The sequence below is a fragment of the Pseudomonas sp. FSL W5-0203 genome, assembly GCF_001896155.1.
GTDB lineage: Bacteria > Pseudomonadota > Gammaproteobacteria > Pseudomonadales > Pseudomonadaceae > Aquipseudomonas > Aquipseudomonas paracarnis.
Window position 1 is genome coordinate 252,015 of sequence record NZ_MPOR01000001.1, and the last position, 24,393, is coordinate 276,407.

30 protein-coding genes and 2 tRNA genes are annotated in these 24,393 nt (G+C 57.1%); 25 read left to right on the forward strand and 7 right to left on the reverse strand.

All coding sequences use genetic code 11. From position 1 onward, the window contains the following. Positions 1-33: 33 nt before the first annotated feature. The gene (locus BOP96_RS01165; protein WP_073451664.1) at positions 34-2,181 is read right to left on the reverse strand and encodes a DUF1631 domain-containing protein; all 2,148 of its coding nucleotides are present in this window, start codon (positions 2,179-2,181) and stop codon (positions 34-36) included. Positions 2,182-2,426: 245 nt separating this feature from the next. Here BOP96_RS01165 and nadC point away from each other — a divergent pair, with 245 nt between their 5' ends. Continuing rightward, positions 2,427-3,275, forward strand: coding sequence for a carboxylating nicotinate-nucleotide diphosphorylase (gene nadC, locus BOP96_RS01170; protein ID WP_014716876.1), 849 nt, complete (start codon positions 2,427-2,429; stop codon positions 3,273-3,275). A gap of 49 nt (positions 3,276-3,324) precedes the next feature. On the opposite strand, the gene BOP96_RS01175 is transcribed toward nadC, so the two are convergent. The 3 genes from BOP96_RS01175 to BOP96_RS01185 all read right to left on the reverse strand — a co-directional run bounded on the left by BOP96_RS01175 (position 3,325) and on the right by BOP96_RS01185 (position 4,333). After that, complete coding sequence (locus BOP96_RS01175; protein ID WP_014716875.1) at positions 3,325-3,630, reverse strand: DUF6388 family protein; 306 nt, start codon at positions 3,628-3,630, stop codon at positions 3,325-3,327. A 149-nt stretch (positions 3,631-3,779) separates the two neighbouring features. After that, positions 3,780-3,855, reverse strand: a tRNA-Thr gene (locus BOP96_RS01180). Between the two features lie 64 nt (positions 3,856-3,919). Then, positions 3,920-4,333, reverse strand: a complete 414-nt coding sequence (locus BOP96_RS01185) for a pilin (protein WP_073451666.1) — start codon at positions 4,331-4,333, stop codon at positions 3,920-3,922. Positions 4,334-4,534: 201 nt separating this feature from the next. On the opposite strand from BOP96_RS01185, the gene BOP96_RS01190 reads away from it, so the two are divergent. The 4 genes from BOP96_RS01190 to yacG are packed head-to-tail and all read left to right on the forward strand — an operon-like array spanning position 4,535 to position 7,423. After that, positions 4,535-5,743, forward strand: a complete 1,209-nt coding sequence (locus tag BOP96_RS01190) for a type II secretion system F family protein (RefSeq protein ID WP_073451668.1) — start codon at positions 4,535-4,537, stop codon at positions 5,741-5,743. Next, positions 5,740-6,606: a prepilin peptidase gene (locus BOP96_RS01195; protein ID WP_014716872.1), complete on the forward strand. Its 867-nt coding sequence runs from the start codon at positions 5,740-5,742 to the stop codon at positions 6,604-6,606. Before BOP96_RS01190 ends, BOP96_RS01195 begins: the two co-directional genes overlap by 4 nt. Continuing rightward, positions 6,603-7,226 (forward strand): dephospho-CoA kinase, encoded by a 624-nt coding sequence (coaE, locus tag BOP96_RS01200; protein WP_032903992.1) that lies wholly within the window; start codon positions 6,603-6,605, stop codon positions 7,224-7,226. Before BOP96_RS01195 ends, coaE begins: the two co-directional genes overlap by 4 nt. Continuing rightward, the gene (gene yacG / locus BOP96_RS01205) at positions 7,223-7,423 is read left to right on the forward strand and encodes a DNA gyrase inhibitor YacG (protein WP_003188437.1); all 201 of its coding nucleotides are present in this window, start codon (positions 7,223-7,225) and stop codon (positions 7,421-7,423) included. The genes coaE and yacG overlap by 4 nt, the downstream gene beginning before the upstream one ends. On the opposite strand, the gene BOP96_RS01210 is transcribed toward yacG, so the two are convergent. Further along, positions 7,420-7,635 carry a hypothetical protein gene (locus BOP96_RS01210; protein WP_003171680.1) on the reverse strand — a complete coding sequence of 72 codons (216 nt, stop codon included), beginning with the start codon at positions 7,633-7,635 and terminating at the stop codon, positions 7,420-7,422. The genes yacG and BOP96_RS01210 overlap by 4 nt on opposite strands. Positions 7,636-7,699: 64 nt before the next feature. Continuing rightward, a complete protein-coding gene (locus BOP96_RS01215; protein ID WP_038448869.1) occupies positions 7,700-8,389 on the reverse strand; it encodes an energy-coupling factor ABC transporter permease in 690 nt (229 codons plus the stop codon). 129 nt (positions 8,390-8,518) lie between these two features. Between BOP96_RS01215 and BOP96_RS01220 the strand changes: the two genes are divergently transcribed. From BOP96_RS01220 to BOP96_RS01230, 3 genes are read left to right on the forward strand one after another with little or no spacing between them, the layout of a single operon-like run. Further along, positions 8,519-9,148, forward strand: coding sequence for a DUF1780 domain-containing protein (locus tag BOP96_RS01220; protein WP_003188431.1), 630 nt, complete (start codon positions 8,519-8,521; stop codon positions 9,146-9,148). A gap of 54 nt (positions 9,149-9,202) precedes the next feature. Next, on the forward strand, positions 9,203-9,376 hold the full coding sequence (locus BOP96_RS01225) for a DUF3094 family protein (RefSeq protein WP_014716869.1): 174 nt from the start codon (positions 9,203-9,205) through the stop codon (positions 9,374-9,376). Between the two features lie 60 nt (positions 9,377-9,436). Then, entirely contained in the window at positions 9,437-10,735 is a 1,299-nt protein-coding gene (locus tag BOP96_RS01230) for an NAD(P)/FAD-dependent oxidoreductase (protein ID WP_014716868.1), read from the forward strand. A gap of 188 nt (positions 10,736-10,923) precedes the next feature. Here BOP96_RS01230 and BOP96_RS01235 read toward each other — a convergent pair. Then, positions 10,924-11,000, reverse strand: a tRNA-Pro gene (locus tag BOP96_RS01235). Between the two features lie 238 nt (positions 11,001-11,238). Between BOP96_RS01235 and BOP96_RS01245 the strand changes: the two genes are divergently transcribed. The 17 genes from BOP96_RS01245 to BOP96_RS01320 all read left to right on the forward strand — a co-directional run bounded on the left by BOP96_RS01245 (position 11,239) and on the right by BOP96_RS01320 (position 24,292). Continuing rightward, complete coding sequence (locus BOP96_RS01245; protein WP_056791357.1) at positions 11,239-12,099, forward strand: ParA family protein; 861 nt, start codon at positions 11,239-11,241, stop codon at positions 12,097-12,099. Between the two features lies 1 nt (position 12,100). Then, positions 12,101-12,859, forward strand: coding sequence for a hypothetical protein (locus tag BOP96_RS01250; protein ID WP_056791353.1), 759 nt, complete (start codon positions 12,101-12,103; stop codon positions 12,857-12,859). Next, positions 12,859-13,557 carry a DUF2786 domain-containing protein gene (locus tag BOP96_RS01255; protein WP_073451670.1) on the forward strand — a complete coding sequence of 233 codons (699 nt, stop codon included), beginning with the start codon at positions 12,859-12,861 and terminating at the stop codon, positions 13,555-13,557. Before BOP96_RS01250 ends, BOP96_RS01255 begins: the two co-directional genes overlap by 1 nt. Next, entirely contained in the window at positions 13,554-14,273 is a 720-nt protein-coding gene (locus BOP96_RS01260; RefSeq protein ID WP_073451672.1) for an HNH endonuclease signature motif containing protein, read from the forward strand. The genes BOP96_RS01255 and BOP96_RS01260 overlap by 4 nt, the downstream gene beginning before the upstream one ends. Next, complete coding sequence (locus BOP96_RS01265) at positions 14,257-14,475, forward strand: hypothetical protein (protein ID WP_056791344.1); 219 nt, start codon at positions 14,257-14,259, stop codon at positions 14,473-14,475. The genes BOP96_RS01260 and BOP96_RS01265 overlap by 17 nt, the downstream gene beginning before the upstream one ends. Beyond that, positions 14,472-15,821, forward strand: coding sequence for a replicative DNA helicase (gene dnaB / locus BOP96_RS01270; protein WP_073451674.1), 1,350 nt, complete (start codon positions 14,472-14,474; stop codon positions 15,819-15,821). The genes BOP96_RS01265 and dnaB overlap by 4 nt, the downstream gene beginning before the upstream one ends. A 162-nt stretch (positions 15,822-15,983) precedes the next feature. Then, positions 15,984-16,505 (forward strand): hypothetical protein, encoded by a 522-nt coding sequence (locus BOP96_RS01275; protein ID WP_020303015.1) that lies wholly within the window; start codon positions 15,984-15,986, stop codon positions 16,503-16,505. Further along, a complete protein-coding gene (locus BOP96_RS31065; protein ID WP_020303014.1) occupies positions 16,502-16,741 on the forward strand; it encodes a type II toxin-antitoxin system HicA family toxin in 240 nt (79 codons plus the stop codon). The genes BOP96_RS01275 and BOP96_RS31065 overlap by 4 nt, the downstream gene beginning before the upstream one ends. Beyond that, positions 16,741-17,742 carry a nucleoid-associated protein YejK gene (yejK, locus tag BOP96_RS01285; protein WP_056791339.1) on the forward strand — a complete coding sequence of 334 codons (1,002 nt, stop codon included), beginning with the start codon at positions 16,741-16,743 and terminating at the stop codon, positions 17,740-17,742. Before BOP96_RS31065 ends, yejK begins: the two co-directional genes overlap by 1 nt. A gap of 34 nt (positions 17,743-17,776) precedes the next feature. After that, positions 17,777-18,013: an Arc family DNA-binding protein gene (locus BOP96_RS30735; protein ID WP_056791336.1), complete on the forward strand. Its 237-nt coding sequence runs from the start codon at positions 17,777-17,779 to the stop codon at positions 18,011-18,013. Then, positions 18,010-19,776: a ParB family protein gene (locus BOP96_RS01295; RefSeq protein WP_056791333.1), complete on the forward strand. Its 1,767-nt coding sequence runs from the start codon at positions 18,010-18,012 to the stop codon at positions 19,774-19,776. The genes BOP96_RS30735 and BOP96_RS01295 overlap by 4 nt, the downstream gene beginning before the upstream one ends. 27 nt (positions 19,777-19,803) lie before the next feature. Further along, the gene (locus BOP96_RS01300; protein ID WP_056791329.1) at positions 19,804-20,511 is read left to right on the forward strand and encodes a DUF2857 domain-containing protein; all 708 of its coding nucleotides are present in this window, start codon (positions 19,804-19,806) and stop codon (positions 20,509-20,511) included. Next, the gene (locus BOP96_RS01305; protein ID WP_020303009.1) at positions 20,508-21,818 is read left to right on the forward strand and encodes an STY4528 family pathogenicity island replication protein; all 1,311 of its coding nucleotides are present in this window, start codon (positions 20,508-20,510) and stop codon (positions 21,816-21,818) included. The genes BOP96_RS01300 and BOP96_RS01305 overlap by 4 nt, the downstream gene beginning before the upstream one ends. Further along, positions 21,815-22,543, forward strand: coding sequence for a hypothetical protein (locus BOP96_RS29345; RefSeq protein WP_138726201.1), 729 nt, complete (start codon positions 21,815-21,817; stop codon positions 22,541-22,543). The genes BOP96_RS01305 and BOP96_RS29345 overlap by 4 nt, the downstream gene beginning before the upstream one ends. Positions 22,544-22,550: 7 nt before the next feature. Continuing rightward, positions 22,551-23,276, forward strand: coding sequence for a PFL_4669 family integrating conjugative element protein (locus BOP96_RS01310; RefSeq protein ID WP_056791325.1), 726 nt, complete (start codon positions 22,551-22,553; stop codon positions 23,274-23,276). A gap of 5 nt (positions 23,277-23,281) precedes the next feature. Next, positions 23,282-23,821, forward strand: coding sequence for a DUF3158 family protein (locus tag BOP96_RS01315; protein WP_056791646.1), 540 nt, complete (start codon positions 23,282-23,284; stop codon positions 23,819-23,821). 15 nt (positions 23,822-23,836) lie between these two features. Next, positions 23,837-24,292 (forward strand): single-stranded DNA-binding protein, encoded by a 456-nt coding sequence (locus tag BOP96_RS01320; RefSeq protein ID WP_056791322.1) that lies wholly within the window; start codon positions 23,837-23,839, stop codon positions 24,290-24,292. Positions 24,293-24,393: the final 101 nt, after the last annotated feature.

A 24,393-nucleotide genomic window follows, 5' to 3' on the forward strand; every position in this document is an offset into this window, starting at 1 on the left:
ACCAGTATGCCGCGTTCCACCCTGCGGTTGCGATCACTTGCCGCGATTGAGTTGCCGCAGGTCGCCCACTACGGCGGCCAGTGCACGCTCGAACAGCGGGCCATCATTCAAGGTATGCAGGGCGCCCTGCTTGAACGCCAAGGCTAACTGGCCCGCGCTTTTCTCCAGCACCTTGAGACCCGCTCGGCTGACAAAAATATAGGTATCGGCGGGCGGCATGATTGCGGTCAATTTGCAGCGCAGGTTACCGGCTTCATTTTGCAGCAACGCTACCCAGTCACCGACTCGCAACTGCTGGGCCTTGAGCAGGTCGGGGTCATCAGGGGGCAGTGGTTCGTCGGCAGCCGGCGGGCCAGCCCACAGGGCAAAAGGCTCACGGACTTCAACCAGCGCCTCACTGTCGAGCGGCTCAACATGCATGGCCTGCAACCGCAGGAAGAACCCGCGGGTACTGAAAGGATCGAACGCCGCATCGGCCAACCCACTACGCAATGCCTTGAGCAGCCCGGGTAATTGCTCGAGCAAACGCCGGCCCGCTTCGGTGTCTTCACGCAGGCCGACGCTCCAGACCAATTCATCCAGGGTGCGCAGCGCCGTCTGCCACTGCAGCGAGTGTTCACCGTGCTTGAGAACGGCCACTAACAGCACCTGGCTCCAGGCCTGCTGTACAAATTGCAGCACCGATTGCGGCAAGGTTTCGCCCACGAGCCGTCGATTGAGCACGTGCGCCACACGCTGGCGCGCCACCTTGATATGCAGATGCTCTTGCTCGACGTCACGGGTATATCGCTCAAGGCGTTCGCTGCGCTTGCGCTCTTGGGCTATGAATTCGCTGAAGGTGGTGAGTAAATGGGAGAAAATCGTCGGGTCTTCGACGAACTCATTCAGCAAGCGCTGTACGAGTTGCTCGATACACAGGTAGAGGTTGTCCCGTGTGTGGTCATGGGGCGAACTCCAGCCGATGACGGCGCTCGCGATATCATTGAGCAAGCGCCGCGCGGGATGCTCCGCGCAACTGAACAGACTTTTGTCCAGCACCGCCACTTTCAGCAGCGGGATCTGCAAGCGAGCGATCAGCGCCTTGAAAGCGTCCGGCACACTGCTGTCATCGAGCATGAACTCGAACAGCATGGCGACCAGATTGATCACATCTTCGTCTGCTTCTTCTAACACCCGCGACTTGCCACTTTTGACACTGACCCGGGTGAGCAGCTGTTCCAGCTGGTTGCGCAGGTCGAAATCGTCCTCGCACTCCGGCTCCGGTACATATTGCTGCAGATGCGACAGCAGACGCAGCAGATCGCGGCTGACAACAGGTTGCGGTTCGGCGCTGGCTTCAAGGGTCGGGGCCACGCTGCCACGCACGGCTACCAGCAACTTCTGCAAGGCACTGAACGCTTGCTGGCCGCTTTTATCCAGCGGCGGGTCGGCCATCGCCTGGCCGGTGCAATGCTGGTGCTCCCGGGCCGCACGTCCGCCGGCTCGACGGGATGGGAGCGCCTTGAGTTCCGGCAATACGCCAGTGGCGATCAGTAATTGGTTGGCCTCGCCATACAACAAGTCTGCGTCACTGAGCACGTATTTCTCAAATAGCTTGAGCATGACCAGCTTGACGCGGATTTCCACCCCCAGGCTGCGCCCTGCTTGCAGGAAAAACTCGCACAACCGCGCCGGGCCCAATGGGTTTTCAGGATCGTCCAGGCGCCTGCCGAGCAATGCACTTACGCGCGCGTTCAACTGCCCCAGCGCCAAACCATCACGGTGATGCACCCGACCGAGCATCGCCTCCAGGGCCACGGCTTTTTCCACGTCATCGGCGCCGGTGCCGTGGACCTCCTCATAAGACACCACCGGCACCAGGTGTGCCCCGCTGCACCGGGCCTGGCCAAGGTTGGCGAACGCCACGAACAGCTGCTCCATGAACACGCGCTCGAAGTTCTTGCGCTTGAGGCGCAGGTCGCGCATGGCCTCGAAAAAAATATGATGGTCGACGGTGCTACGGGCCTTTTCGGCCATTTCGAACAGGGTGTCGTCGGCGTTATCGAACAGTTCCTGCAAGCCTTGCTGCAGCTGTTGCGCAGCCTTGTCACGCACCTGCAGCAACACCACCGGCAGGCGCGCGAGCGGCGATGGCGTGGCCTGCGCCCTGTTGATAGGCACCACCTTCCCGTCATTGTGCATCCTGGCCTCCTGAAACGGCGGTTTTGAGAGGTGGAGAGACGGAGCGCAGGCCCGGCAGGCACTGCAAATACCCGATCACCACCAAGACGTCAAAGCTATGACGCCAATTGCAAGGCGCGAGATTATCTTGCAAACGAGGGCAGTTGCGCCAGCACACTCTGACTTTGTGCGGTAAATGAGTGGCGAGCCTGGGTTAGAACGCACGCTGGCCCTATAATCGAGGCACTTTGTTTGTGGAGCCTGTTATGCCGAACCTCCGTCTTGCCGACCTCACCGCCGAAATCGAAGCCAACGTGCGCCGCGCACTGCTGGAAGACATCGGCAGTGGTGATATCACCGCGCAGTTGATCCCGGCCGAACGGCTGGCCAAGGCCACGATCATTACCCGTGAGGCGGCTGTTATCGCCGGCACGGCGTGGGTGGACGCAGTGTTTCGTCAACTGGACCCTCGGGTTGCCGTGCACTGGCAGGTGGCTGACGGTGAACGGGTGAGCCCCAACCAGGCGTTGTTCCACCTTGAGGGCCCTGCCCGCTCGCTGCTCAGTGGTGAACGTTGCGCGTTGAATTTTCTGCAATTGCTGTCAGGGGTTGCCACCCGTGCGCAATTTTTGGCGGACTTTGTCGCCAGCACCCAGGTCAAGCTGCTGGATACCCGCAAGACATTGCCCGGCCTGCGTTTGGCGCAGAAGTATGCGGTGACCTGCGGCGGTTGCCACAACCACCGCATCGGGCTGTATGACGCATTCCTGATCAAGGAAAACCACATCGCCGCCTGCGGTGGTATTGCCCAAGCAATCACCGCCGCCCACAAGATCGCGCCGGGCAAGCCCGTGGAAATCGAAGTGGAAAACCTGGAGGAGTTGCGTGAAGCCCTGTCGGCGGGTGCCGACATCATCATGCTGGATGAACTGAGCCTGGACGACATGCGCGAAGCCGTGCGCCTGAACGCCGGCAAGGCCAAACTGGAAGCCAGCGGCGGGATCAATGAAACCACCTTGCTGCCTATCGCTGAAACCGGCGTGGACTACATCTCCATCGGTGCGATGACCAAGGATGTGAAGGCGGTGGACCTGTCGATGCGCCTCAGTATCTGAAAGATGCCGTAACTGTAGGAGCGAGCAAGCTCGCTCCTACAGGCTGCTTTTAAACTACAAGATTATTCATCTCGCAGTACTCTTCCCAATCGACACCCAGCACCTCGGCCGCCTCTTTGTGCAAGGCCAACCGCGCAGCTTCGAACTCTTGTGGTGTCGAGGTGTACTTGAGGGTCAGCTCCCAAGGCTGGTAGCCCTGACTCTCGGCCTCATCTTCGAATGCCCACTGAATCTGGTCGCGCTGATCGTCGGCACTCAGGTCCTTGATCTCTTCTTTAAGCTGCGGCGTGTCCTCAAGGTAGTGCTTGAGTGCTTGTTCGTGCCGAGCGGCCTGGGTCATTTCGGTCGTGGTCATATTGTTCTCTTAGATCGAGGAATGGGAATGCATCTGGGTCTTCAAGGTTGCGCAGTTACAAAAGAGCGGGCGCAAATGCCCGGCTCACCTGGCCTTCAGAACCATTCTGGGATCATCTGAAAACATTGCCGTTGAAACAGTGGTGCCTGTGGTGCCCGAGACAGGAATCGAACCTGCGACCTTCGCGTTACGAGTGCGCTGCTCTACCGGCTGAGCTACACGGGCGGTGGGCTAAAGCTAGCACTGCATTGGGCATGCAGCAACTTGCTCGCTCACCGCCCGGCGACTGTCACGCGCCGTTGGCGCCGCAGCCCTTGGCAGCGTACTGCGGCTCTACCGTGGTGGCACAGCTCCAGCCGGTGGTGGCGCTGCGGGTCAAGGTGATGGTCTTGCCGAGCACGGGCGCGGGTGCATCGAGGATTTCACAACGCAGGGTGCCTGCGCCCGAGGCCACATCGCCTGTCACCTCGATCGCGCAGTTGGCGGTAGGGCTGGTGCCCCCGATGAGGGAAAGGGTCGGCGTGGTGCCCTGGTTGATGACGTCCTCATAGCCGACCTTTAACGCGCTGATTTCAGCCAACCCCGCGGTGAACTTGGCCTTGGCCTGGTGCTTGGTGTACATGGGCAGGCCAATGGTGGCCAAAATGCCGATGATTGCCACGACGATCAATAACTCGATCAAGGTAAAACCTTTTTGACGCATCTCTTTCACTCTCCAGAATAGAACCATGACAAGGCACGTCCTGCGCCCCGTAGTGTGCAACGGCGCCAGTGTACTCATCCCCACGCAGTCCATCGCCTGCGAGACGCACAATCTGACATTTTATCGCCTAGCGCCAGCCTGTCCGAATCCGCCGCCTGACTAAGCTATAAATTCTTCACGACCTGGGTGCGTCAACCTCACATGAACGACACGTCGACAATTTATGCCTGGGAAGGCATCAACCGCAAAGGGCGCCGGGTGTCCGGGCAAATCGCCGGCCATAACCTTGCACTGATCAAGCTACAACTGCGCCAGCAAGGGATCTGCCCTGAGCGTGTGCGCAAGAAATCTTATGGTTTACACATCTTCAAGACGCGAATAACGCCTGCAGATATCGCCCTGTTCACTCGCCAGTTGGCCACCTTGCTCAAAGCCGGCATCCCGCTGCTGCACGCCTTCGACATCATCAGCGAAGGCGTCGAAAACCCACAACTGCGCGAACTGGTCAAGGCGTTGAAACAGCATATTGCCAGCGGCCACCCGTTGGCCGCTGCCCTGCGTCAATATCCCCGCCACTTCGATGAGCTGTACTGCAATCTGGTGGCGGCTGGCGAAATGGCCGGCGCCCTGGAAACCCTGCTGGAGCGTGTGGCGATTCATTTGGAAAAAAGCCAACGGCTCAAAACCAGGATCAAGAAAGCCATGACCTACCCTTTCGCGGTACTGGTAATTGCCACAGGGGTGAGCACAGTGCTGTTGATCCATGTGGTGCCGCAATTCCAGAACTTGTTCGCCGGGGTCAACGGCCAATTGCCGGGGTTTACCCTGGGGGTCATCGCGCTGTCGGAACTGCTGCAACAGGCGTGGTGGATGCTGGGGCTGGGTGTGGGCGCGGCGCTGGTTGTGGGGCGCCACGCCTACCGTACTTACCCGGGGTTTCGCCATTGGTGGGCAGCAGGTTTGTTGAAAGTGCCCATGGCAGGCAAACTGCTGCACAAATCTGCGGTCGCCCGCTACGCTCGTACACTTTCCACCACCTTTGCGGCGGGCGTCCCTCTGGTACAGGCATTGGATTCGGTGGCCGGCGCCGTCGGCAATGGCCCCTTCAAACAGGCAATCGAACGTATGCGCCACGATGTATCCACAGGCATGCAGTTGAATCAATCGATGCATAACAGCGGCCTGTTCCCAGGCATGGCGATCCAGATGACCGCAATCGGGGAAGAGTCCGGCACCCTGGACCGCATGCTGGAAAAAGTCGCGAACCACTACGAGTCAGACGTGGATACCTTGGTCGACAACCTCACCAGCCTGATGGAGCCGCTGATCATGGTCGTATTGGGGGGGATTGTCGGCGCGCTGGTAGTGGCCATGTACCTGCCGGTGTTCCAATTGGGGACGGCATTTTGAGCCTGCTGCTGAGCGAACATCCCTGGGCGTTTGTTGGCCTGGCGCTGGTGTTGGGCCTGATCGTCGGTAGCTTCCTCAATGTGCTGGCGTGGCGCCTGCCCAAAATGCTCGAGCGGGAATGGCGTGCCCAGGCCCATGAGATTCTCGACTTGCCAGCCGAGCCCGGTGGGCCGGCCTATAACCTGATGCGTCCGAACTCCTGCTGCCCGCGCTGCAATCAACCGATTCGGCCTTGGGAAAATATCCCGGTGCTCAGCTACCTGTTGCTCCGGGGGCATTGTGCCCACTGCCGTGAGCCCATCGGCCTGCGTTACCCCCTCACCGAACTCGCGTGCGCGCTGATCTCAACCGCTGTCGCCTGGCACTTCGGCTTCGGCTGGCAAGCCGGCGCGGTGATGCTGTTGAGTTGGGGCTTGCTGGGCATGAGCCTGATTGATCTGGACCACCAACTGCTGCCGGATGTGCTGGTGCTGCCGCTGCTATGGCTGGGGCTGATCCTCAACAGTGCTGACCTGTTGACGCCACTGCCCGATGCAGTGTGGGGCGCGGTTATCGGCTACATGAGCTTGTGGTGCCTGTTCTGGCTGTTCAAGCTGGCCACCGGCAAAGACGGCATGGGCCATGGCGACTTCAAGTTATTGGCCTTGCTGGGAGCCTGGGGCGGCTGGCAGATTCTGCCGATGACCCTGCTGATGGCCTCGCTGCTGGGCGTGCTTGCCGGGCTGATCCTGCTGCGTTTGCGTAAGGCCCAGGTGTCAGCGCCGATGCCGTTTGGCCCCTGCCTGGCAATTGCCGGCTGGATTGCATTGCTCTGGGGTGGTCAAATAACCGACTTCTATTTGCAGTCTGTCGGTTTCAGATGACCACTTCTGTTGCAACACCCTGGATTCTTGGGCTCACGGGCGGCATTGGCAGCGGCAAAAGTGCTGCGGCCGAGCACTTTATCAAGCTGGGCATCGACCTGGTGGATGCCGATCACGCCGCGCGCTGGGTGGTCGAGCCTGGCCGCCCGGCCCTGGCACGCATCGCCGAACACTTCGGCAGCGACGTGCTGCAAGCCGACGGCCAACTGGACCGTGCCGCGCTGCGCAAACTGATCTTTGAGGTCCCGCAAGAGCGCCTGTGGCTGGAAGCCTTGCTGCACCCGCTGATCGCCGAGGAAATTCGCAGCCACCTGGCACGCGCCCAATCGCCCTACGCGATCCTGGTGTCGCCGCTGCTGATCGAGTCCGGGCAGTACAGCATGACCCAGCGCATCCTGGTGATCGACGTGCCGCAATCACTGCAGATTCAGCGTACCCTGCAGCGCGACGGCATCAGCGAACAACAGGTGCAGGCGATTCTCAAGGCCCAGTCCAGCCGCGAAGACCGCCTGAACCATGCCGATGACGTGCTGGTCAACGATAAGGACCTCGCCTGGCTGCACGGCGAGGTCGAGCGACTGCACCACTTTTACCTTACTTTGCGTGGAGGCCGATCATGAGCCAACCCCTGACCGTCGACTGCCCAACCTGCGGTGCACCCGTGGAATGGAAAGCGACCAACCTCAACCGACCGTTCTGCTCGGACCGTTGCAAGCTTATAGACCTGGGCGCCTGGGCCGCTGAAGAACACAAGATTCCCGTGGCCCCTGACGCCGAAGATGAACTGTTTTCCGAAGACCTGCCGCCACGCCACTAAGGGCGCATAAAGGCATATTCCTGCTGGTCGTCGAGGTTCTCTGCAAGGTATTGCAACTCGTCGGCCAGGTCTTCAAAACTGCGTACACCCTTGCTTTGCTGCACGACCGCACTGAGCATGGCCCGCAAGGTCAAGCCGGGGTCAAAACCGATTTCCTGCGCTGCATCCTGGCTTCTGCGCAACTCCTGCCGTGCCCACTCGTACACACTCATTGTCCGTGCTCCTGAAAATTTTGCAGAGCATGGACCTGCGCCGCGGCCTGGCATTTGACCTGGATCAACGCCGCGAATCGTCGTCCTTCCACGGCGCCGAGAGGTAGCGAGTGCGGTTGAACGTCTCCAGCCATTCCGGGCAAAACACCACCAGCGCGCTGATGACCATGCCGTTGATAAAGGCTTCGGGAAAGATGATCAGCCACAGGTAACCGACAAAATCTTCCAACCACTCAGGCATCGCAAAAAGACCGTCGAACCACAACAAGCCCAAGCCGGCCAACAGGCATAGCAATGCCGAGAGGGCGGCAGCAAAAAAGCCCGAACAGAAGATATACACAAAGGGGTTTCGCGGCTGCGCCCGCTCTACAAATAGCGCGCACCCTTCGGTGACCAGCACCGGCAGCACGATCAGCAGCAGGCCATTGACGCCAAGCGCGGCCAGATCCTGGCGCCCCAACAGCATCAAGCCAAGCTGGGCGGCAAAGCCACCGACGATTGCCAGCGGCCAATCCAGCAGCAAGGTCACGGCGGTCATGCCGATAAAGTGGTAGGACACGCCGGTATCGAAATCCCGTCGCACCAGCCACAGCATGAACAGCGCGAACACCGTGCCGAACAGCAAATGCTGGCGCCGACGGTCGGCAAACAGCTCCACCCATGGCGAGCGCAGCATCGCCCACATCAACACGGGCGCATACACCAGCCAGCCGAGGCCGAGCGTCTGGGGTGCCAGAACCGCTGCACTGATCACGGATGCTCTGCCTTTACCAAAAACCTCATCACACACCTCGTCCCTGGGCCTGCTCCACATCAGCATTCTACACCCGCGTTTTTAAGGCAAGACTTCCTGTGGTCATCATTTGAACGCTAAGCTGCGACTATGGATGACTCAGATTATTTGCGCCTGCTCACCGTAGCAGCCGAACAAGCCAATGCGTTTCTGTCCAATGCCCGCAAGTGGGAGCGTGAGCGTTGGGTCTGCCAGCGCCTGCTGCAAGGCTTGAACGTGCCCTACCGCGTCGAAGAGTTTCACGCTGCGGGCCAGGAGCCGCCCGACGTGTTGTTTCGCGACGCCAGCTTCGAGGTCTTTTTTGTGCTGGACGAGGGCCGTCGCCTGAACGACGAGTGGCGCGATGAGTTGCTGCGCAGGCGCAGTGCTTTCTCCTTGAGCCAACTGGTACGGCGCGAAGCCAAGCCACGGCGCATTCCCGCCCATGAATTCCTGCTGCGCCTGGCCCCCACACTGCGTAAAAAAGCCCACAACTACAAAGAACGCGGCATGGACCTGGGGGAGTTGGACCTCATTGCGTTCACCAGCCTCAAACGCGAAGTGCTGGACCTCAACAGCCATTTTCCGCCGCCGACCGAATACCTGCGCCAAGGCTGGCGCTCGCTGTCACTGGTGGGGCCAACCTTTGCCAGGGTGCTGTTTGCACATCCCGACGCGCCGGACTTCTTGCGCAACAACCTGGGCCGCAGCATAGTGTTTGATGTCGGCATCAGCCTTTGATGCCCCTGGCTGTAACGTGGCGCCCCTTTGCAACGTCTACCTGACGAGGCCTTTATGACCAGCCGCCTGAAACCCGATGACCAAGAGCGTGTCGAAGAGTACCTGCGACTTACCCAGCACAGAGTCGAGCGCAAGCCTTTCCGGCCGTGGCTGCTCCTCTGCGTGGTGCTGGTCGTGGTAATCGGGCTCGGTGCGCTGAGCCGCCTATTGAGTTACCTGACGCTATGAGCCGCCTGGCGCTCGCGAGGGTAACTGCTCCGATTTCTTTTAGCCTTGCGAGATATCCCCATGACCCATCGTATTATTATCGTCGGCGGCGGTGCCGGCGGCCTGGAGTTGGCTACCCGCCTGGGTAAGACTCTGGGCAAGCGTGGCAAGGCCAGCATCACGCTGGTCGACACCAACCTGACCCACATCTGGAAGCCGTTACTGCACGAAGTGGCGGCCGGCTCGCTGAATTCCTCGGAAGACGAACTCAACTATGTCGCCCAAGCCAAATGGAACCACTTCGAGTTCCAGCTGGGCCGTATGAGCGGGCTTGATCGTGAGCAGAAGAAAATCCAGCTGGCCGCCACCCTCGACGAAGAAGGCCGCGAACTGGTGCCTGCCCGCGTGCTGGGCTATGACAGCCTGGTGATTGCGGTAGGCAGTACTACCAACGACTTCGGCACTGAGGGCGCAGCGCAACATTGCCTGTTCCTCGATACCCGCAAGCAGGCCGAGCGCTTCCATCAGCAACTGCTCAACCACTACCTGCGCGCCCATGCCGGGCAGACCGACGCCGTTGAACAGATCAGCGTCGCCATCGTGGGCGCCGGTGCCACCGGGGTCGAGCTGGCCGCCGAGCTGCATAACGCCGCCCATGAACTGGCTGCCTATGGCCTTGACCGTATCAAGCCAGAAAACATGCACATCACCCTGATCGAAGCCGGCCCGCGGGTATTACCTGCACTGCCGGAGCGGATCGGTGGGCCAGTGCACAAGACCCTGGAAAAACTAGGGGTGACGGTACTGACCAACTCGGCGGTCAGTGAAGTAACTGCCGACGCCTTGATCACCAGCAGCGGCCAGGTGATTCCGGCCAGCCTCAAGGTCTGGGCGGCCGGTATCCGCGCCCCCGGTTTCCTCAAGGACATCGACGGCCTGGAAACCAACCGCATCAACCAGCTGCAAGTCCTGCAAACCCTGCAAACAACCCGCGACGAAAATATCTTCGCCTTTGGTGATTGCGCCGCCTGCCCGCAGCCGGGCACCGACCGCAATGTACCGCCACGGGCCCAAGCGGCTCACCAACAGGCCTCATTGCTCGCCAAGTCGCTGAAGCTACGAATCGAAGGCAAGGAGCTGCCGACCTACAAGTACACCGACTACGGCTCGCTGATCTCGCTGTCGCGCTTTTCCGCGGTGGGTAACCTGATGGGCAATCTGACGGGCAGTGTGATGCTGGAAGGCTGGCTGGCGCGGATGTTCTACGTGTCGCTGTACCGCATGCACCAGATGGCGCTATATGGGTTCTTCCGCACGGCGATGCTGATGCTGGGCAGCAAGATCGGCCGCGGCACCGAGCCACGCCTTAAATTGCATTAACAACCTGGTCTCGACGGAGGCCTGGTAAATGTGGGAGCGGGCTTGCTCGCGAATGCGTTCAGTCACAGATGTACTGACTGACACAGCGCATTCGCGAGCAAGCCCGCTCCCACTTTATTTTGCGGTGAATTCAGAATTTGCGAGCACAAAAAAAATCCCCGTATCTTTCGATACGGGGATTTTTAATATGGTCGGGGTAGGGGGATTCGAACTCCCGACATCCTGCTCCCAAAGCAGGCGCGCTACCGGACTGCGCTATACCCCGGTAATAAAAAGGCGACCTTTCAGTCGCCTTCTCCGATCAGCGCTTTTGGCCTCTGATCTTAAGATTCGATTCCAGCGTTAACTGGTCTCAAAAATGGTGGGTCGTGTGGGATTCGAACCTACGACCAATTGGTTAAAAGCCAACTGGTTTTCAGGTCTCGAAACCAATTGGTTATGGGTCAGAATCTACCCGATTTTCGATGCAGCCTCTAATGAATTCACATTAGAGGCTCTAAACCATGAAAATCACTGCGGTCGTTTCGACCAAAGGCGGCGTTGGTAAAACCACCATTGAGGCCAACCTCGGCGCATTCTGCGCGGACGCGGGCCTTCGCACCCTCCTAATCGATCTGGATCCCGCCCAGCCTTCGCTTTCCTCGTATTACCAATTGGTCGAGGAAGCTCAGGGCGGCATCTATGACCTGCTCGCGTTCAATATCACCGACTCCCTCAAGATCATCTCCAGCACGACGATTCCTAATCTGTCCCTGGTGATCTCGAACGACGTAAATAACCAATTGAACAGCTTGCTCCTGCAGGCACCGGACGGCAGATTGCGACTGGCCAATCTGATGCCGGCATTCGAAGGCCATTTTGACCTGGTACTGATTGACACCCAAGGTGCCAGATCGGCCATGTTGGAAATGGTAGTTCTCGCGTCTGACTTGGTCATATCCCCTCTTCCACCCAACATGCTCGCCGCACGCGAATTCAGCCGTGGAACCATGCAGATGTTGGATGGCCTCCGTGCATATGGGCGCCTGGGTATGAAAATTCCTCCCGTGCGGATCGCAATTAACAACCTTGATCAAACCACCGACGCGCAGGTGATCGAGCAGTCAGTCCGCGAAATATTCCAAGACAATGAAGAAATCAGCGTTTTGGACAGCATTATTCCCACTGCAGTGGTGTTTCGTAGCGCTGCGTCCCAAGGCGTTCCAGCACACCGCCTGGAATATCGCCAGCCTTCCAACCGCAAATCCCCAGCAGCCCTAGTAGTCATCCGGCAATTGGCCATTGAGCTCTTTCCAGAATGGCGCGACCGCTTCGAGGCCATGACCGAAGAGAAGGTGGCAAAATTGCTGAGGGAGGATCGTTGAGATGGCAAAGCCCTCTATCACCGATGCTCGCAGCATTTCTGCAGACGTCATCCTTGAGATTGGCAAGTACTACAGCGCTCAACAATTACGCAGCTTGCAAGCCAAACTTAGTGGTACCGCTCGTGACATCCATTCCCTGACAAGTGGTACGCATCTACCCGGCCGTATAGGCGCTCACTTGAGCTTTGAACAGCGTCAGCTTTTGCAGGACGCCGCGAAGCTTATTGAGTCAGTAAACTCGAACATACGGCACGCAAAGGAGAAGCGCGGCCGCGACGAAAACGTGGCCAAGCGGCGTCAACAAGCACGAGATGCAGAAGCGAAGCGCCTTGTAGCTGAAACATATCTGGAACCTTTCGTCCCTGACCCAGCAGCTCTGGAACCTCTCCTCGATATTCTTAAAACAGCGCTGACGCTCAATCGCGCAGACGTTTTCAGGAATGGTTATTCCCCTGGTGAGTTCAATCTCAGGCTCCGTGATTACCTGTCGCCTGCCCGAACACGAAAGCTCATTGGCTGGACCAGCCCAAATGCGTTCTGGATAAGCACGGTGCTCTCCCTGCGCAATGACGTTGTGCAAGCTATCGAGCAGGAGATTGCTTACGACGATGGTTCCAGCGTCCAGGACCGTCTCAATGTGTTGAAACAGAAGGTTTCGGACTGTCGCGCCCAGGTTTATCTCTCAGCGGATGAAGAGGAAACACTGCGACTTTGGTCAGAGGCGCTCTCTCCTCGTGCCCAGCAGGAAGGGGGTGAGTGATGGATAAGCAAAGAGTTCTTGAAAAAGTTGCTAAATGCTTTGCACTGGCCAACTCCAACGGTGCATCGCCGAATGAAGTAGAAACAGCGCTTCGTCAAGCCCGAAACCTGATGAAGCAGTACAACCTCGAAGCCATCGAGGTTGCGGCTCATACGGTTGATGAAGCGAGCGTTGCCACACATACCCGCCGGGCTCCACAAGATTGGCTTCACCTGCTCGCTCAGACGTGTGCGCGAGCGTTCGATTGCCAACACATTGCCTACTACAACCCTTTACAGGGCTGGTCCTTCAAGTTCCTGGGCAAAGGTATTTCGCCAGAGCTCACTGCACACGCGTATTCCGCACTGCTTCACCAATTGGTGGCAGCACGCCGTGAGCATGTAGCCCAACAAAAGCGATGCCAACTGAAAACCAAGCGTCGTCGCGGCGCTCTGTTTGCCGAAGGTTGGATAAACGCCGTGAGTTACAAAGTGGCTCAATTCGCCGGCTCTATGGACAGTGAAGCAAGCGAAGCTATCAGCGCCTACTTGGAACACCACCATCCAATGCTGAAAACCTTCGAGATCCAGTCCCGTGAAGCCAAAGGCCACGATACCGGGTCGCTAACCGCAGGTTGGAATCAAGGGCAAAACGTTCGGCTCCACCACGGTGTAGTGAAAACAGGCTACACCGCTCTCATTTCCGGAGGTGGGCAATGACACGTCAATGTCTGTCCCCTCTGGCTAAGGCTACCTTGGAGCATGCGCGCTCCCGATTGGGTTTTGTGCCGGTTCAAAAGCATCATATTTGGAGTGAGGCTGAGGAGCGCATGCTCATTGCCCGCTATCCCAACGAAACGACCCAGGCTCTGGCCGATGAAATCGGACTCAGCGTCTATCAGGTCTATGCCAAGGCCAAACGCCTTGGCATATCCAAGAGCGCTGAATTCCTAAGCAGCAATCTCTGTGGCCGATTTGATGGTAGCTCAGGCACGGACCACCGCTTTGCCAAGGGCATGACCCCTTGGAACAAAGGCGTCAAGGGACTCCCCTCAGTCGGCCGCATGGCAACAACACAGTTCAAGGCAGGAAACCGGCCCGAGAACTGGCTCCCGATTGGCAGCCTGCGCACAACACCAGACGGGTATCAACAGCGAAAAATCACTGACACCGGCTACCCACCAGTTGATTGGCAAGGTGTGCACATCCTGCTGTGGGAAGAGCACTACGGTCCCGTGCCCATCAACCAATGCGTGTGCTTCAAGGACGGTAATAAGGCCCATATCGCTCTCGACAATCTAGAGCTGCTCACACGAGCGGAGCGTATGCGCCGCAACACCATCCATCGCTATCCGGAAGAGCTGAAGTCCGCCATTCGCGCCATCGGCAAACTCAAGCGCACCATTCGTGAGGCTGAACATGAAAAACAAGATTGAGGATCTCCGTAACCACCTGTTCGCCACTATTGAAGGCCTGCTGGATCCAGACAAGCCAATGGAGCTAGATCGCGCCAAAGCCGTGGCCGAAGTTGCGCAGGTGATGATCAATTCGGCCAAGGTCGAAGTGGCGATGGTGAAGGCTCTGGACGCGGTTAGTGGAAGCGGCTTTATGCAGATTGGTCAGGAGCCCTTGAAATGAACCACCTCGACCTCTCCCCCCCCCACTCCGTCGAGGCAGAACAAGGCGTATTAGGCGGGCTGCTGCTCGACAATAACGCCTGGGATCTCGTCGCAGACAAGCTGGAATACTCGGATTTTTTTCGGCACGACCATCGGTTGCTGTTCGGGACTATTGCCAGCCTGGCCGACAAAGCCATTCCATTCGATATCGTGACCGTACATGACGCATTGGAGAATCCCGACGAAGCGGGTGGCCTCGCTTACCTCGGCGAATTAGCCAAAAACACACCGTCAGTGGCCAACATAGAGCACTACGCATTCATCGTACGTAACCGCTCTCAGCTCAGGCAGCTCATGACCCTGGGCTACCAGTGCTCTCGCGAAGCTACAGATCCGCAGGCCGACGCCACGGAAGTTCAGGAGTCCATCGAGCAGCAACTCTTCGCCTTGGGGGAAGGTAAAAGCGCGTCGGAGTTCGTCAACATCAACAAGTGCCTGACGGCGGTCGTCGAGCAAATCGATGAGCACTTCAATGGTGATGTAGTGGTGACCGGCGTGCCTTCAGGTCTGGACGATCTGGACGAGATGACGTCTGGTTTCCAGGAAGCCGACTTGATCATCCTCGGCGCACGTCCGTCGATGGGTAAAACATCTCTGGCCTTGAACTTTGTGGATACAGCGCTGCAGGCAAAGCCTGATCGTACGGTCCAGGTTTTCAGCATGGAGATGCCCGCTAAAGCGCTGCTCTATCGATTGATGGCCATCCTTGGCCATCTCGACCTTGGCAAGCTATTGAAGGGCAAGCTCGATAACGAAGACTGGCCAAAACTGACCGCCGCAGTTTCGCGCATCAATAGCTACGGTGAGCGCTTGGTCATAGACGACTCATCAGGTCTTACACCTGGTGCGATCAGGGCCAAATCCCGCCGTGCGGCTCGCCGGTTCGGCCACCCGAGCCTGATCCTTATCGATTATCTGCAGCTCATGCGCTGCCCAGGTCAAGAAAACCGGGCGAATGAAATCAGCGCTATCTCCCAAGCACTTAAAGCGCTGGCCAAGGAGATGAACTGCCCTGTAGTCGCTCTTTCTCAGCTCAATCGTGAACTGGAACGCCGCCCGAACAAGCGCCCTATCAACGCCGATTTGCGTGATAGCGGCGCCATCGAACAGGACGCGGACCTGATCATGTTCGTGTACCGCGACGAGAAATATCACCCGGAGACCGAACACAAAGGCATTGCAGAAATCATCATCGGCAAGGCTCGTAACGGCCCGACCGGAACGGTGCGCACCGCCTTTATTCCACACCAAACCCGCTTTGCAAATCTCAGTGCCAGCAGTGGCTGGCAAGGGGTTCAGCCATGAAAAATACTCCCGCTATCTCTCATTGGTGCCGTCATTGTGACGGTCACCATCCGATACATCAGGTGAGTGGAGTTGTACCGGCCTCCCCTGACGGTGAAGTGGACGTGCTGATTTGCCCAACCTGCAATAGCTATGACATCGAGGAGCTTCTGGAGGTGTCAGATGCACAGTAACGTCTCCCTTTTCCCAAGCATTCATGCCGGTGCCGGGTTCGAAGCCTCGGCCGTGGTTCACGCTCATAAAACGGGGATCAACCCCGTTGAACTGGACGCTCTTGCTCAATCGATTGGTCGCCTTGCTCGTGACCACAGCACAGTAGTCCCGTTGAGTATGCGAGGCGATCTTCTGGAGTTTCAGGAACTCGGCTACATCGAGGTATCCGAAACAGCAAGCTCAACGCTTACCGTCGAACTGCTCTGCGCAGGTGCGTTGCTCTCAAGCTACTTCTGGTCGGTTTGGGTTCCCCGTCATCTCCAAAGCTGCTCGTTGAAAGTGGCTGTGATGTCCCACCTGCAACATCCAGAGCCAGTTCAACACTGCAGCGTTGTATTCCGCGTGCCAGGCGCACGTGAAGCAACACGTCAATTTCTACATGAGTTGGGTACCAAGTTTCCTGGTGATCAGGCTGAAATCATTGCGATTCAGGCCGGCAACGTTCTGGCAGACAAGGATGTTGACCAATGACCGTCAGCCGTTTACGTGGACAGCACGAGAACCTTCGCTATTTGGTGGAGTTTGCTGAGGCTAACGGCTGGACCGTCTCTCGAACTCACGGTGGCCACATCAAATTCACCAAAGCTGGGCTTGGGTCCATTTACACCTCATCGACCTCAAGCGATCACCGCTCAGGCCTCAACGCTAAGGCCCGACTTCGTCGCGCTGATCGGACTCAACCTCAACGTACTCAGGAAGCCATCTAATGCCTATTCGTCATTGCATCGTTCACTGGATCGACAAGAAGCCCGACGGCACACCTGCGGTCCTGGATGCCAGCCAACACGAATTGGCGAAGTCGCAAGCCCTAGAAAATATGCTGTCCGACTTCAACGAAGCCTACAACGCAAAACAAGGTAAAGCGTGGGGCTTCTTCCATGCAGAGTCCGGCGCATACCCTTTCAGTGGCTGGCTAAAGATGTACTTCGACGGTAACCAGGACTTCACGCAGTTTAGCCTGGAGGCAGTCGAGCACCTGCAACGATTGATGGAAGAGTCAAATCTGTCCACGGGTGGCCACGTTCTATTCGCGCACTATCAACAAGGCATGACCGATTATGTGGCGATCGCCATGCTGCAACACAGAGAAGGCGTCATGGTGACGGACGATTTGGACGTATCCCCATCGCGTCACCTAGACCTTGGCCAACTGCACCTGGCAGCGCGGATCAACGTGTCCCAGTGGCAGAACAACAAGCAATCCAAGCAATACATCTCATTTATCAAGGGCAAGAGCGGCAAGAAGTTTTCGGAGTACTTTCGCGAGTTCATCGGCTGCCAGGAAGGCGTCGACGGCCCGGGCGAGACCCGCACCCTGCTCAAGGCTTTCAGCGACTTCGTTGAAAGCGAAGACCTGCCGGACGAATCCGCACGCGAGAAAACCAAGACCCTGGTGGACTATGCCAGCAGCCAGGCCAAGCTTGGCGAGCCCATTGGCTTGGAAGAACTGTCGAGCTTGATTGATGAAGATCGGCCAAAAGCGTTTTACGACCATATCCGCAACAAGGATTACGGCCTGTCGCCGGAAATCCCGGCGGATAAGCGCACCCTCAACCAGTTCCGCCGTTTCACCGGCCGCGCCGAAGGCTTATCCATCAGCTTCGAAGCGCACCTCCTGGGCGACAAGATCGAGTACGACGAGGCTTCAAGCACGCTCACCATCAAAGGTTTGCCTACCCAACTCAGTGATCAGTTGAAACGTCGCTGAACATACCCCTGCCCGATAAGTAATGGAGAACGCTATGAGCAATGAAACCAAACGTCAGCTCGAAGAAAAATTCGTAGTCCGCCTTCCGGACGGAATGCGCGAGCGAATCGCACTGCAGGCACGTGAAAACACCCGGTCAATGAACTCGGAAATCGTTCACCGCCTGGAAGCGACCGCGGGGCTTGAAGCCGCTTTGGATCGAGCCCACAAGATCATTGACCAACTGATGGCTGCAGCTCCGGCCAATGAGCAAGCTGGGGCAAGAGTATGAAACCGTCATTGGCACAGACTATGAAAGAAAAGCTGCAGCTTCCTGGATTTGAATCCAAGTCGCCAGCTGCTGCTCGCTTGAGCGACCCCATCGTCGACACACCGATGTTGCTGACATTGGACGATACGCTGCCGTATGACGAAAACCCACGGACCACGCGCAACCCTAAATACGACGACATTAAGGAGTCGATCCGTCAGCGTGGCTTGGATACGCCACCGCCAGTGACCCGTAAGCCTGGTGAGGAGAAGTTCCGAATCCGGAACGGAGGCAACACTCGCTTGGCGATTCTCAACGAATTGTATCGTGAGACTGGGGACGAGAAATTCTTCAGGTTCCACTGCCTGTTTCGTCCATGGGATGCAGTCCGGGGGGAGATTATTTCTCTCACCGGGCACTTGGCCGAAAACGATCTGCAGGGGCAACTGCTGTTCATCGAGCGGGCAATTGGTGTCGATAAGGCAAGAGCGCTATATGAGGAGGAAGCAGGCGGATCGATATCTCAAAGTGAACTCTCTCGACGTTTGAAAGCTGACGGGTATCCGATCTCTCAGCCCCACATCAGCAGAATGCAAGATGCTATTCGCTACTTGCTTCCTGTAATTCCTGCAATGTTGTACTCCGGCCTCGGATTTGATCGAGTTATAAAACTGTTAGGTTTGAGAAAAACCGCCCTTCAGTGCTGGGAGCGTAATTATCAGCAGCATGGAAACGAGCTGCCTCTTGAATTCGAAACAGTCTTCCAAGATGTTCTGTCTCAGTTTGAGGGAGATGCCGAAGAGTTTCTGTTTCAGCGCTTCCAGGACGAGTTGATAGCTCAACTGCAAAAGCCACTGAATCTCGGGTACGAGAAAATCCTGCTGGAGATTACCCAGAATCAGGACCAATTGCGCAGATCCACACCGATACTCGAACTGCCTCAACCCAGCTTAACCTTGGGTGGTATTCCGCAGGGTGTTAGCTCGACCGAGATCGGTAACCCTCCCTCTCAAAATCCGGCACAACAGTCGCCCGCCCCCCAAACCGGGGGAGCGATTCAAACCAACACAGCACAACAAAAAAGCAAAGATCCAATCAAACCGCAGGTTACGCCACCTCCATTGGCGCACATGAGTCTCGAAGAGCAAAAGAGTCGGCTGGACGGGCACATTGCGAGTCCAGTGACGACTTCGGCAAGGGTCGAAAAGATGAAGCGCGAAGTCGCGGCGCTTGATGGGGAGATTCTGCCTGACTTCGCGGCCAATGCTTTGGTGGCCATCCCGGTTCAAGCCGGTGGACTGAATCCCATTTCTGACCTCTGGTACATCGAACGCGAGATCGATAATCCCGTCACCCTGCGTCAGCATATCGCTCAGTTGGCACGGGAAGTTGCGACCACAGTCAATGCACCTGGTGAATTCCTGGACCTCGACGGAGGGGTGGGCTTTAGCTATCGACATCCAACTGAAGACGTCGAAGTCACCGCTACAGCCCAGCACACTTTGACGCTGCTCCAATCATTGAGCGGCTCAATCGCCATCGCGCTGAAGATGATTCAGCAACAGCCTGAACAGGCTGGTTCACTTGCCGATTTCGAATTTGCTGCAGGTCTCGGCCAGATCCTATTGGGTCAGCCCTATGCCAAGGATCAATCTCCAGAGAACACGAATCGTCTGAGCGATGGCGCGCTGGTGAAGCTCTTTCGAATTATTCGTCTCGCAAGACGTTTGATCGACTTAGAAATCAAGTCAATGGCCAACAACAATCCGAGTTCACCTAGCTGATTGGGTCGATGGCAGGGAGAGAGTCGTATGTCCAAAACACCTATCAATGAAGCCATCCTGTCTCAGGTGCTGCACCACATGCGCAACGGCCAACTCCGTCGCTGCATAGAGATGGGATTGGAGCCCGAAATCTTGGCCCAGCTTCAACAACCTTCGGTGCTGAGCTTGCTGCTTAACACTCCCGTTTCCTGGTGCAGTGTCACGATAGATGGAGACATGGTGAAAAAGCTTCTGACCGGGGCTCAACGATCAGACGAGGAAGTGCGCATGATTGAACGTGCTCTTCGACTCGGGGCAACGACACAGATGCTGCAACAGTTCTTTGGCTTATCCCCCCAGGATGTTGCCCTTCAACGCCTGGTGATTGGCGTAACAGCACGCCGTGGCCGGTGGCGAGAGTTTAGCGAAGAGATGGATGCTCAGCTTTGGTACCGCTGGACCCATCTGATGAAAGAGCATCAGGTTGAGCTGGATGACAGCCTGGCGTTGCTGGACGTGGCCATGCTGGTGGCAGAAGAACTCAATGCTCCACAGGGCGCCGACTCAATTGAAGGCACGGAAAACCTCAGTTTAGCGATAATCTGGCACCGCGTTCAGTCATGGATCAGAGACGGCCTTTATCCGCCTTCGCATCCAAGCGCTGGATTTACAAAAGGTTTGAAGCTGGTGTCATCGGCCAACCATCAGTTGGCCCTACCAGTAGTTACACTGGGGCAAGGTGACAACGACCTATGAAGTTGTCCCGGCTCCCCTTCTCGACACTTCTGGACTCTGCATCAGGGCATCTTGAGGCTCATCTGCGTCAGAAAAAAGAGTCGATGCCCCCGGGGATTGAGGGCTCAGCGCCCTACTCCGGCATTATTTTCAGCGGTAACCCTCATGAGACAGTTCCTCGTCGATTGCTTCTGGATGATCGACTGTCTCCGCTTGAACGAAACGCCTGGCAGGTATTTCGCCTACTGATCAATGACGACGGCCTGACGGCGTTCCCCACCTATGAGCAGCTACGGCCATACCTGGGCATGCTACCCGGCAGACCGGCGTCCCGTGAAACGGTATCAAAAGCCTTGGTCACCCTTCGCCTGACTCGCTGGCTCAGCCTCGGTCGTCGCGTGCGTAATGACCTCAGTGGTCAGGTTCAAGGCAACGTCTACCTTCTTCACGATGAACCTGTAACGCCTGGTGAAGCGCTGGAGTTCGACAAAGACTATCTGCAGTTACTCGCTCAATCGATGGAGCATCAGACCAAGGCGATTCGTGAAGTTGCTGAAATAGCCTGGAAGGAGTTCGCCGCAGATCCGGAGGTTGGTCAGCGATTACCGACTCGGTTGAACATCATCGAAGCTCGCTTGAACAGTCAGCCATGGGTTCAGGCAACAGCCCTTCAGCCTTTGACTGCTCCCGAGTTCGGAATCCGAACTCAGCAAAATATAGCTGCCTCCACACTGAGTTCGGAATCCGAACTCAGTGAATCCAGCGGTAAGCGAATCGCTTTTGAGCTGAGTTCGGAATCCGAACTCAGCCGTAAATCACTGAGTTCGGACTCAGTTCGGAATCCGAACTCATATAGTACGTATACAGATACAAACAAAGATGTTTGTAAAAGCTCTGTACATGTACCGCCCACGTCAGATGACACGGCTGCAGACCTCCTGGATGCCCTGCACCGGCTGCCCACGGATCAGAAACAGAGTGCCCTTGTGGCGTTGCAGAAAGTCCCACCAGAGGTGAAGCCTGCGCTCATCAAGCAATGGGTGCACCGTTGTGACACGGGAGGCGTTCGAAACCCTTTTGGGTATCTGATGACGCTTGTCGCCACGGCGGTACGAGGTGACTTCAACAGCAATTGGAAGCCAGACGACAAACCACGTCTCAACCACATGAACACGGGTAGCCCGTCGACGGGCTCAAGCACCGTTGAAGTTGCTCAACCGGTGAAAGCGATGGTGACTCCACGCAATCCGGAATCGATACAAACCGCCAATCAAACACTGAGCGAGATGCTGCACCTGCTAAAGCCCAATCGGAGCACACATTCATGACTCCGGACGGAAATGTCAGTCAGCCAAGCTATGCCGCCCGCATGGCGCTGACCAGACTTGATACCGGTTATGGCAGAGAGCTGAGTGATTCGGGCCGAATCATTCAACCAGGATCCCAGGTCAGCGGCATAGCCGAGCTGAGTGTTGCTGCCCGCAACACCCAGCCAGGATTCGATATCGGTGGAGGCATTCAGCCAAGTGATGCGGCCCGCATCACCCTGACAGAATCCGTAATCTGTGGTGGCCGTCGGCTGAGTGCTGTGGCCCACACCACTCACCAGGGATCAGATACTCCAGGTGGCAACTCAAAGCTATGTGGGCCACATAACTACCGGCTGGATGATGTGTCCCGCATCACCCTGACAGGAACCGTGATCTGTGGTGGCCGTCGGCTCAGTGCTGTGGCCCACAACACTCAACAGGGATTCGATACTCCAGGTGGCAACTCGAAGCTATGTGGGCCACATAACTACCGACTGGATGATGCGCACCGCATCACCCTGACAGGATCCGTAATCTGTGGTGGCCGTCGGCTCAGTGCTGTGGCCCACAACACTTACCAGGGATCCCGGATCGCTGACGGCAGTCAGACAGACAATGTTGCTTCTCTCCTTCTATATATAGACGCCTCAACAAATCCCCTTCCGTCTGACTATGGATTTAATGCTGCGTCCGTAGCAGCCCAATTGCAGCATGGCCATGTCAATCCTCTTTCCAAGGAATAACTGCACCATGGCTGACAATTACCGGCTCAATATTGGCTCACTACGCAGCGATGTGAAGCTCACCCTTCACACCCATCATGCTGCACGGATCTGGATGGGACGCCCAAAAAACGATCTCAAGGTCGGCATCATCGGATTGTCGGGCTTCTGCACTGTAGTCAACCGCATGTCACGTGGCGCCCAGCAGGATGATCCGTATTCAGACTGGTGGATGATCCAGCTTGAAGAGAAGATCCACGATTCAAAGGAGGCACTCAAAACCATCGAAGATCGTCTCGATACAGCCATGGCTTCCCTCCCCCCGGCCATCAGTATCAGCGAGAACCTGTCCATCCAGCCTGTCAGCCTCCCTCTATACATCGCCAATCCACTCGGCTTCCAAGCCGTGTACCTACTGACCAACTACGACGAAATTGTCAGGCGCATTTTGCTGGCCCAGCACGTCGGTCTGGTCGGTCGTCACGACATGGAAACTTGGATCGATGAAGGCGCTGCCGTGCTGCGCAGACTTTTTGGTCTGGCCCAGATCTATAAATACTCCGGCGCTGCACGCGATGACTTCGCCGCCAACAATGCCAAGGCTGAAGCAGCCCGCAAAATGTATGAGCGTTACGGAGAACTGCCGCAGGACATCCTGGAAGGCACCCGCCGCTCCAACTTTGCTCCCCCCATCATTCGCGGCCAACAGCAATCCGAGGCGAGTGATCACTTTGATGATGCCGAGGAAGGCTGATGGTCATGGGCCAGACGTCCTCAGAAGACGGCGTGCTGCAACAGACCGCCTTCCGACCACTGCAACAGGATGCCTTCCAACGACTGCAACAGGCTGCCTCACTAAAAGGCCTTTTAAAGCCTTTTAAAGGTAAGGGGGAGTTGAGCCAATTTGCCGATCTATGCCGGGTTCAAGAATCGGAATTGAAAGCACTTGCCCAGGAAGTGCTGAGCCAGGCTCGCCGGTATCCATTCACCCTTGTGCCAGTTCGACTGACAGAACAGAACACCCAGGCCGGAACCCAATTTCTGAGATGGCAGCAGGTGACGGACCGCCGAATGGGCGTCGGTGTTTGGGCAGACATGATGGGTTCATCCAGAACACCAGAAATCATGCTGCAGGACTTGTACGCAATGGAACTGCAGCGCATCACGCTGAACATGCAAATGAGCCTGATGCACTCAATTGCCAAACAGGCCGCCGATTGCGCCGAAAAAATGGGCCAGGCAGAGGCCGTGTACACCGCTCGACTGCAGAAGCTCACCAATCAAACGCAACATCCATAACCTCGGAGAATACTCATGTCCACACCCGTACAAGGCTGGGAAGGCAATATCGGCTCCACCCCGGAATTCAAAGAGTTCGCCAACGGCAACAAGGACCCACGGAGGCTCATGCGGGTCAACGTCTACTTCGACAACTCGATTCCGGACGGTAAAGGCGGGTATGAAGATCGTGGGGGGTTCTGGGCGAACGTCGAGTGGTGGCACAAAGATGCTGAACACTACTCGCACCTGTTTCAGAAGGGCATGCGCGTGATCGTTTCCGGCCGAGCCGTAATGGATCGCTGGGAAAAAGATGGGGAGGAAAATGCGGCTCTGAAGGTTCAAGCCTCGCGGGTCGCCATCTTGCCGCACAGGATTGCGAGCGTGACCCTGTCACCGTCGCAGGGCCAAGGCAGCCCGTCACGTGATCAGTCCAGTCCGCAACCTGCCCCTGATTTCGACGACTACCCGGACCCCGACCGTCCGTTCTGATTGCAGGGGCTTAATTTTGGCCCCCCAATCGTGAAGCTCGTGGTGGAGGGAAAAACATCAACGTCTTTCCCTCCCCAATCGTGAAGCCTTAAGGTGTATGA

Coding starts and splice junctions, on each gene's coding strand:
- BOP96_RS01165 (WP_073451664.1), bottom strand. CDS start 2,181: ATGCACAATGACGGGAAGGTGGTGCCTATCAACAGGGCGCAGGCCACG.
- nadC (WP_014716876.1), top strand. CDS start 2,427: ATGCCGAACCTCCGTCTTGCCGACCTCACCGCCGAAATCGAAGCCAAC.
- BOP96_RS01175 (WP_014716875.1), bottom strand. CDS start 3,630: ATGACCACGACCGAAATGACCCAGGCCGCTCGGCACGAACAAGCACTC.
- BOP96_RS01185 (WP_073451666.1), bottom strand. CDS start 4,333: ATGCGTCAAAAAGGTTTTACCTTGATCGAGTTATTGATCGTCGTGGCA.
- BOP96_RS01190 (WP_073451668.1), top strand. CDS start 4,535: ATGAACGACACGTCGACAATTTATGCCTGGGAAGGCATCAACCGCAAA.
- coaE (WP_032903992.1), top strand. CDS start 6,603: ATGACCACTTCTGTTGCAACACCCTGGATTCTTGGGCTCACGGGCGGC.
- yacG (WP_003188437.1), top strand. CDS start 7,223: ATGAGCCAACCCCTGACCGTCGACTGCCCAACCTGCGGTGCACCCGTG.
- BOP96_RS01210 (WP_003171680.1), bottom strand. CDS start 7,635: ATGAGTGTGTACGAGTGGGCACGGCAGGAGTTGCGCAGAAGCCAGGAT.
- BOP96_RS01220 (WP_003188431.1), top strand. CDS start 8,519: ATGGATGACTCAGATTATTTGCGCCTGCTCACCGTAGCAGCCGAACAA.
- BOP96_RS01225 (WP_014716869.1), top strand. CDS start 9,203: ATGACCAGCCGCCTGAAACCCGATGACCAAGAGCGTGTCGAAGAGTAC.
- BOP96_RS01230 (WP_014716868.1), top strand. CDS start 9,437: ATGACCCATCGTATTATTATCGTCGGCGGCGGTGCCGGCGGCCTGGAG.
- BOP96_RS01245 (WP_056791357.1), top strand. CDS start 11,239: ATGAAAATCACTGCGGTCGTTTCGACCAAAGGCGGCGTTGGTAAAACC.
- BOP96_RS01250 (WP_056791353.1), top strand. CDS start 12,101: ATGGCAAAGCCCTCTATCACCGATGCTCGCAGCATTTCTGCAGACGTC.
- BOP96_RS01255 (WP_073451670.1), top strand. CDS start 12,859: ATGGATAAGCAAAGAGTTCTTGAAAAAGTTGCTAAATGCTTTGCACTG.
- BOP96_RS01260 (WP_073451672.1), top strand. CDS start 13,554: ATGACACGTCAATGTCTGTCCCCTCTGGCTAAGGCTACCTTGGAGCAT.
- BOP96_RS01265 (WP_056791344.1), top strand. CDS start 14,257: ATGAAAAACAAGATTGAGGATCTCCGTAACCACCTGTTCGCCACTATT.
- dnaB (WP_073451674.1), top strand. CDS start 14,472: ATGAACCACCTCGACCTCTCCCCCCCCCACTCCGTCGAGGCAGAACAA.
- BOP96_RS01275 (WP_020303015.1), top strand. CDS start 15,984: ATGCACAGTAACGTCTCCCTTTTCCCAAGCATTCATGCCGGTGCCGGG.
- BOP96_RS31065 (WP_020303014.1), top strand. CDS start 16,502: ATGACCGTCAGCCGTTTACGTGGACAGCACGAGAACCTTCGCTATTTG.
- yejK (WP_056791339.1), top strand. CDS start 16,741: ATGCCTATTCGTCATTGCATCGTTCACTGGATCGACAAGAAGCCCGAC.
- BOP96_RS30735 (WP_056791336.1), top strand. CDS start 17,777: ATGAGCAATGAAACCAAACGTCAGCTCGAAGAAAAATTCGTAGTCCGC.
- BOP96_RS01295 (WP_056791333.1), top strand. CDS start 18,010: ATGAAACCGTCATTGGCACAGACTATGAAAGAAAAGCTGCAGCTTCCT.
- BOP96_RS01300 (WP_056791329.1), top strand. CDS start 19,804: ATGTCCAAAACACCTATCAATGAAGCCATCCTGTCTCAGGTGCTGCAC.
- BOP96_RS01305 (WP_020303009.1), top strand. CDS start 20,508: ATGAAGTTGTCCCGGCTCCCCTTCTCGACACTTCTGGACTCTGCATCA.
- BOP96_RS29345 (WP_138726201.1), top strand. CDS start 21,815: ATGACTCCGGACGGAAATGTCAGTCAGCCAAGCTATGCCGCCCGCATG.
- BOP96_RS01310 (WP_056791325.1), top strand. CDS start 22,551: ATGGCTGACAATTACCGGCTCAATATTGGCTCACTACGCAGCGATGTG.
- BOP96_RS01315 (WP_056791646.1), top strand. CDS start 23,282: ATGGGCCAGACGTCCTCAGAAGACGGCGTGCTGCAACAGACCGCCTTC.
- BOP96_RS01320 (WP_056791322.1), top strand. CDS start 23,837: ATGTCCACACCCGTACAAGGCTGGGAAGGCAATATCGGCTCCACCCCG.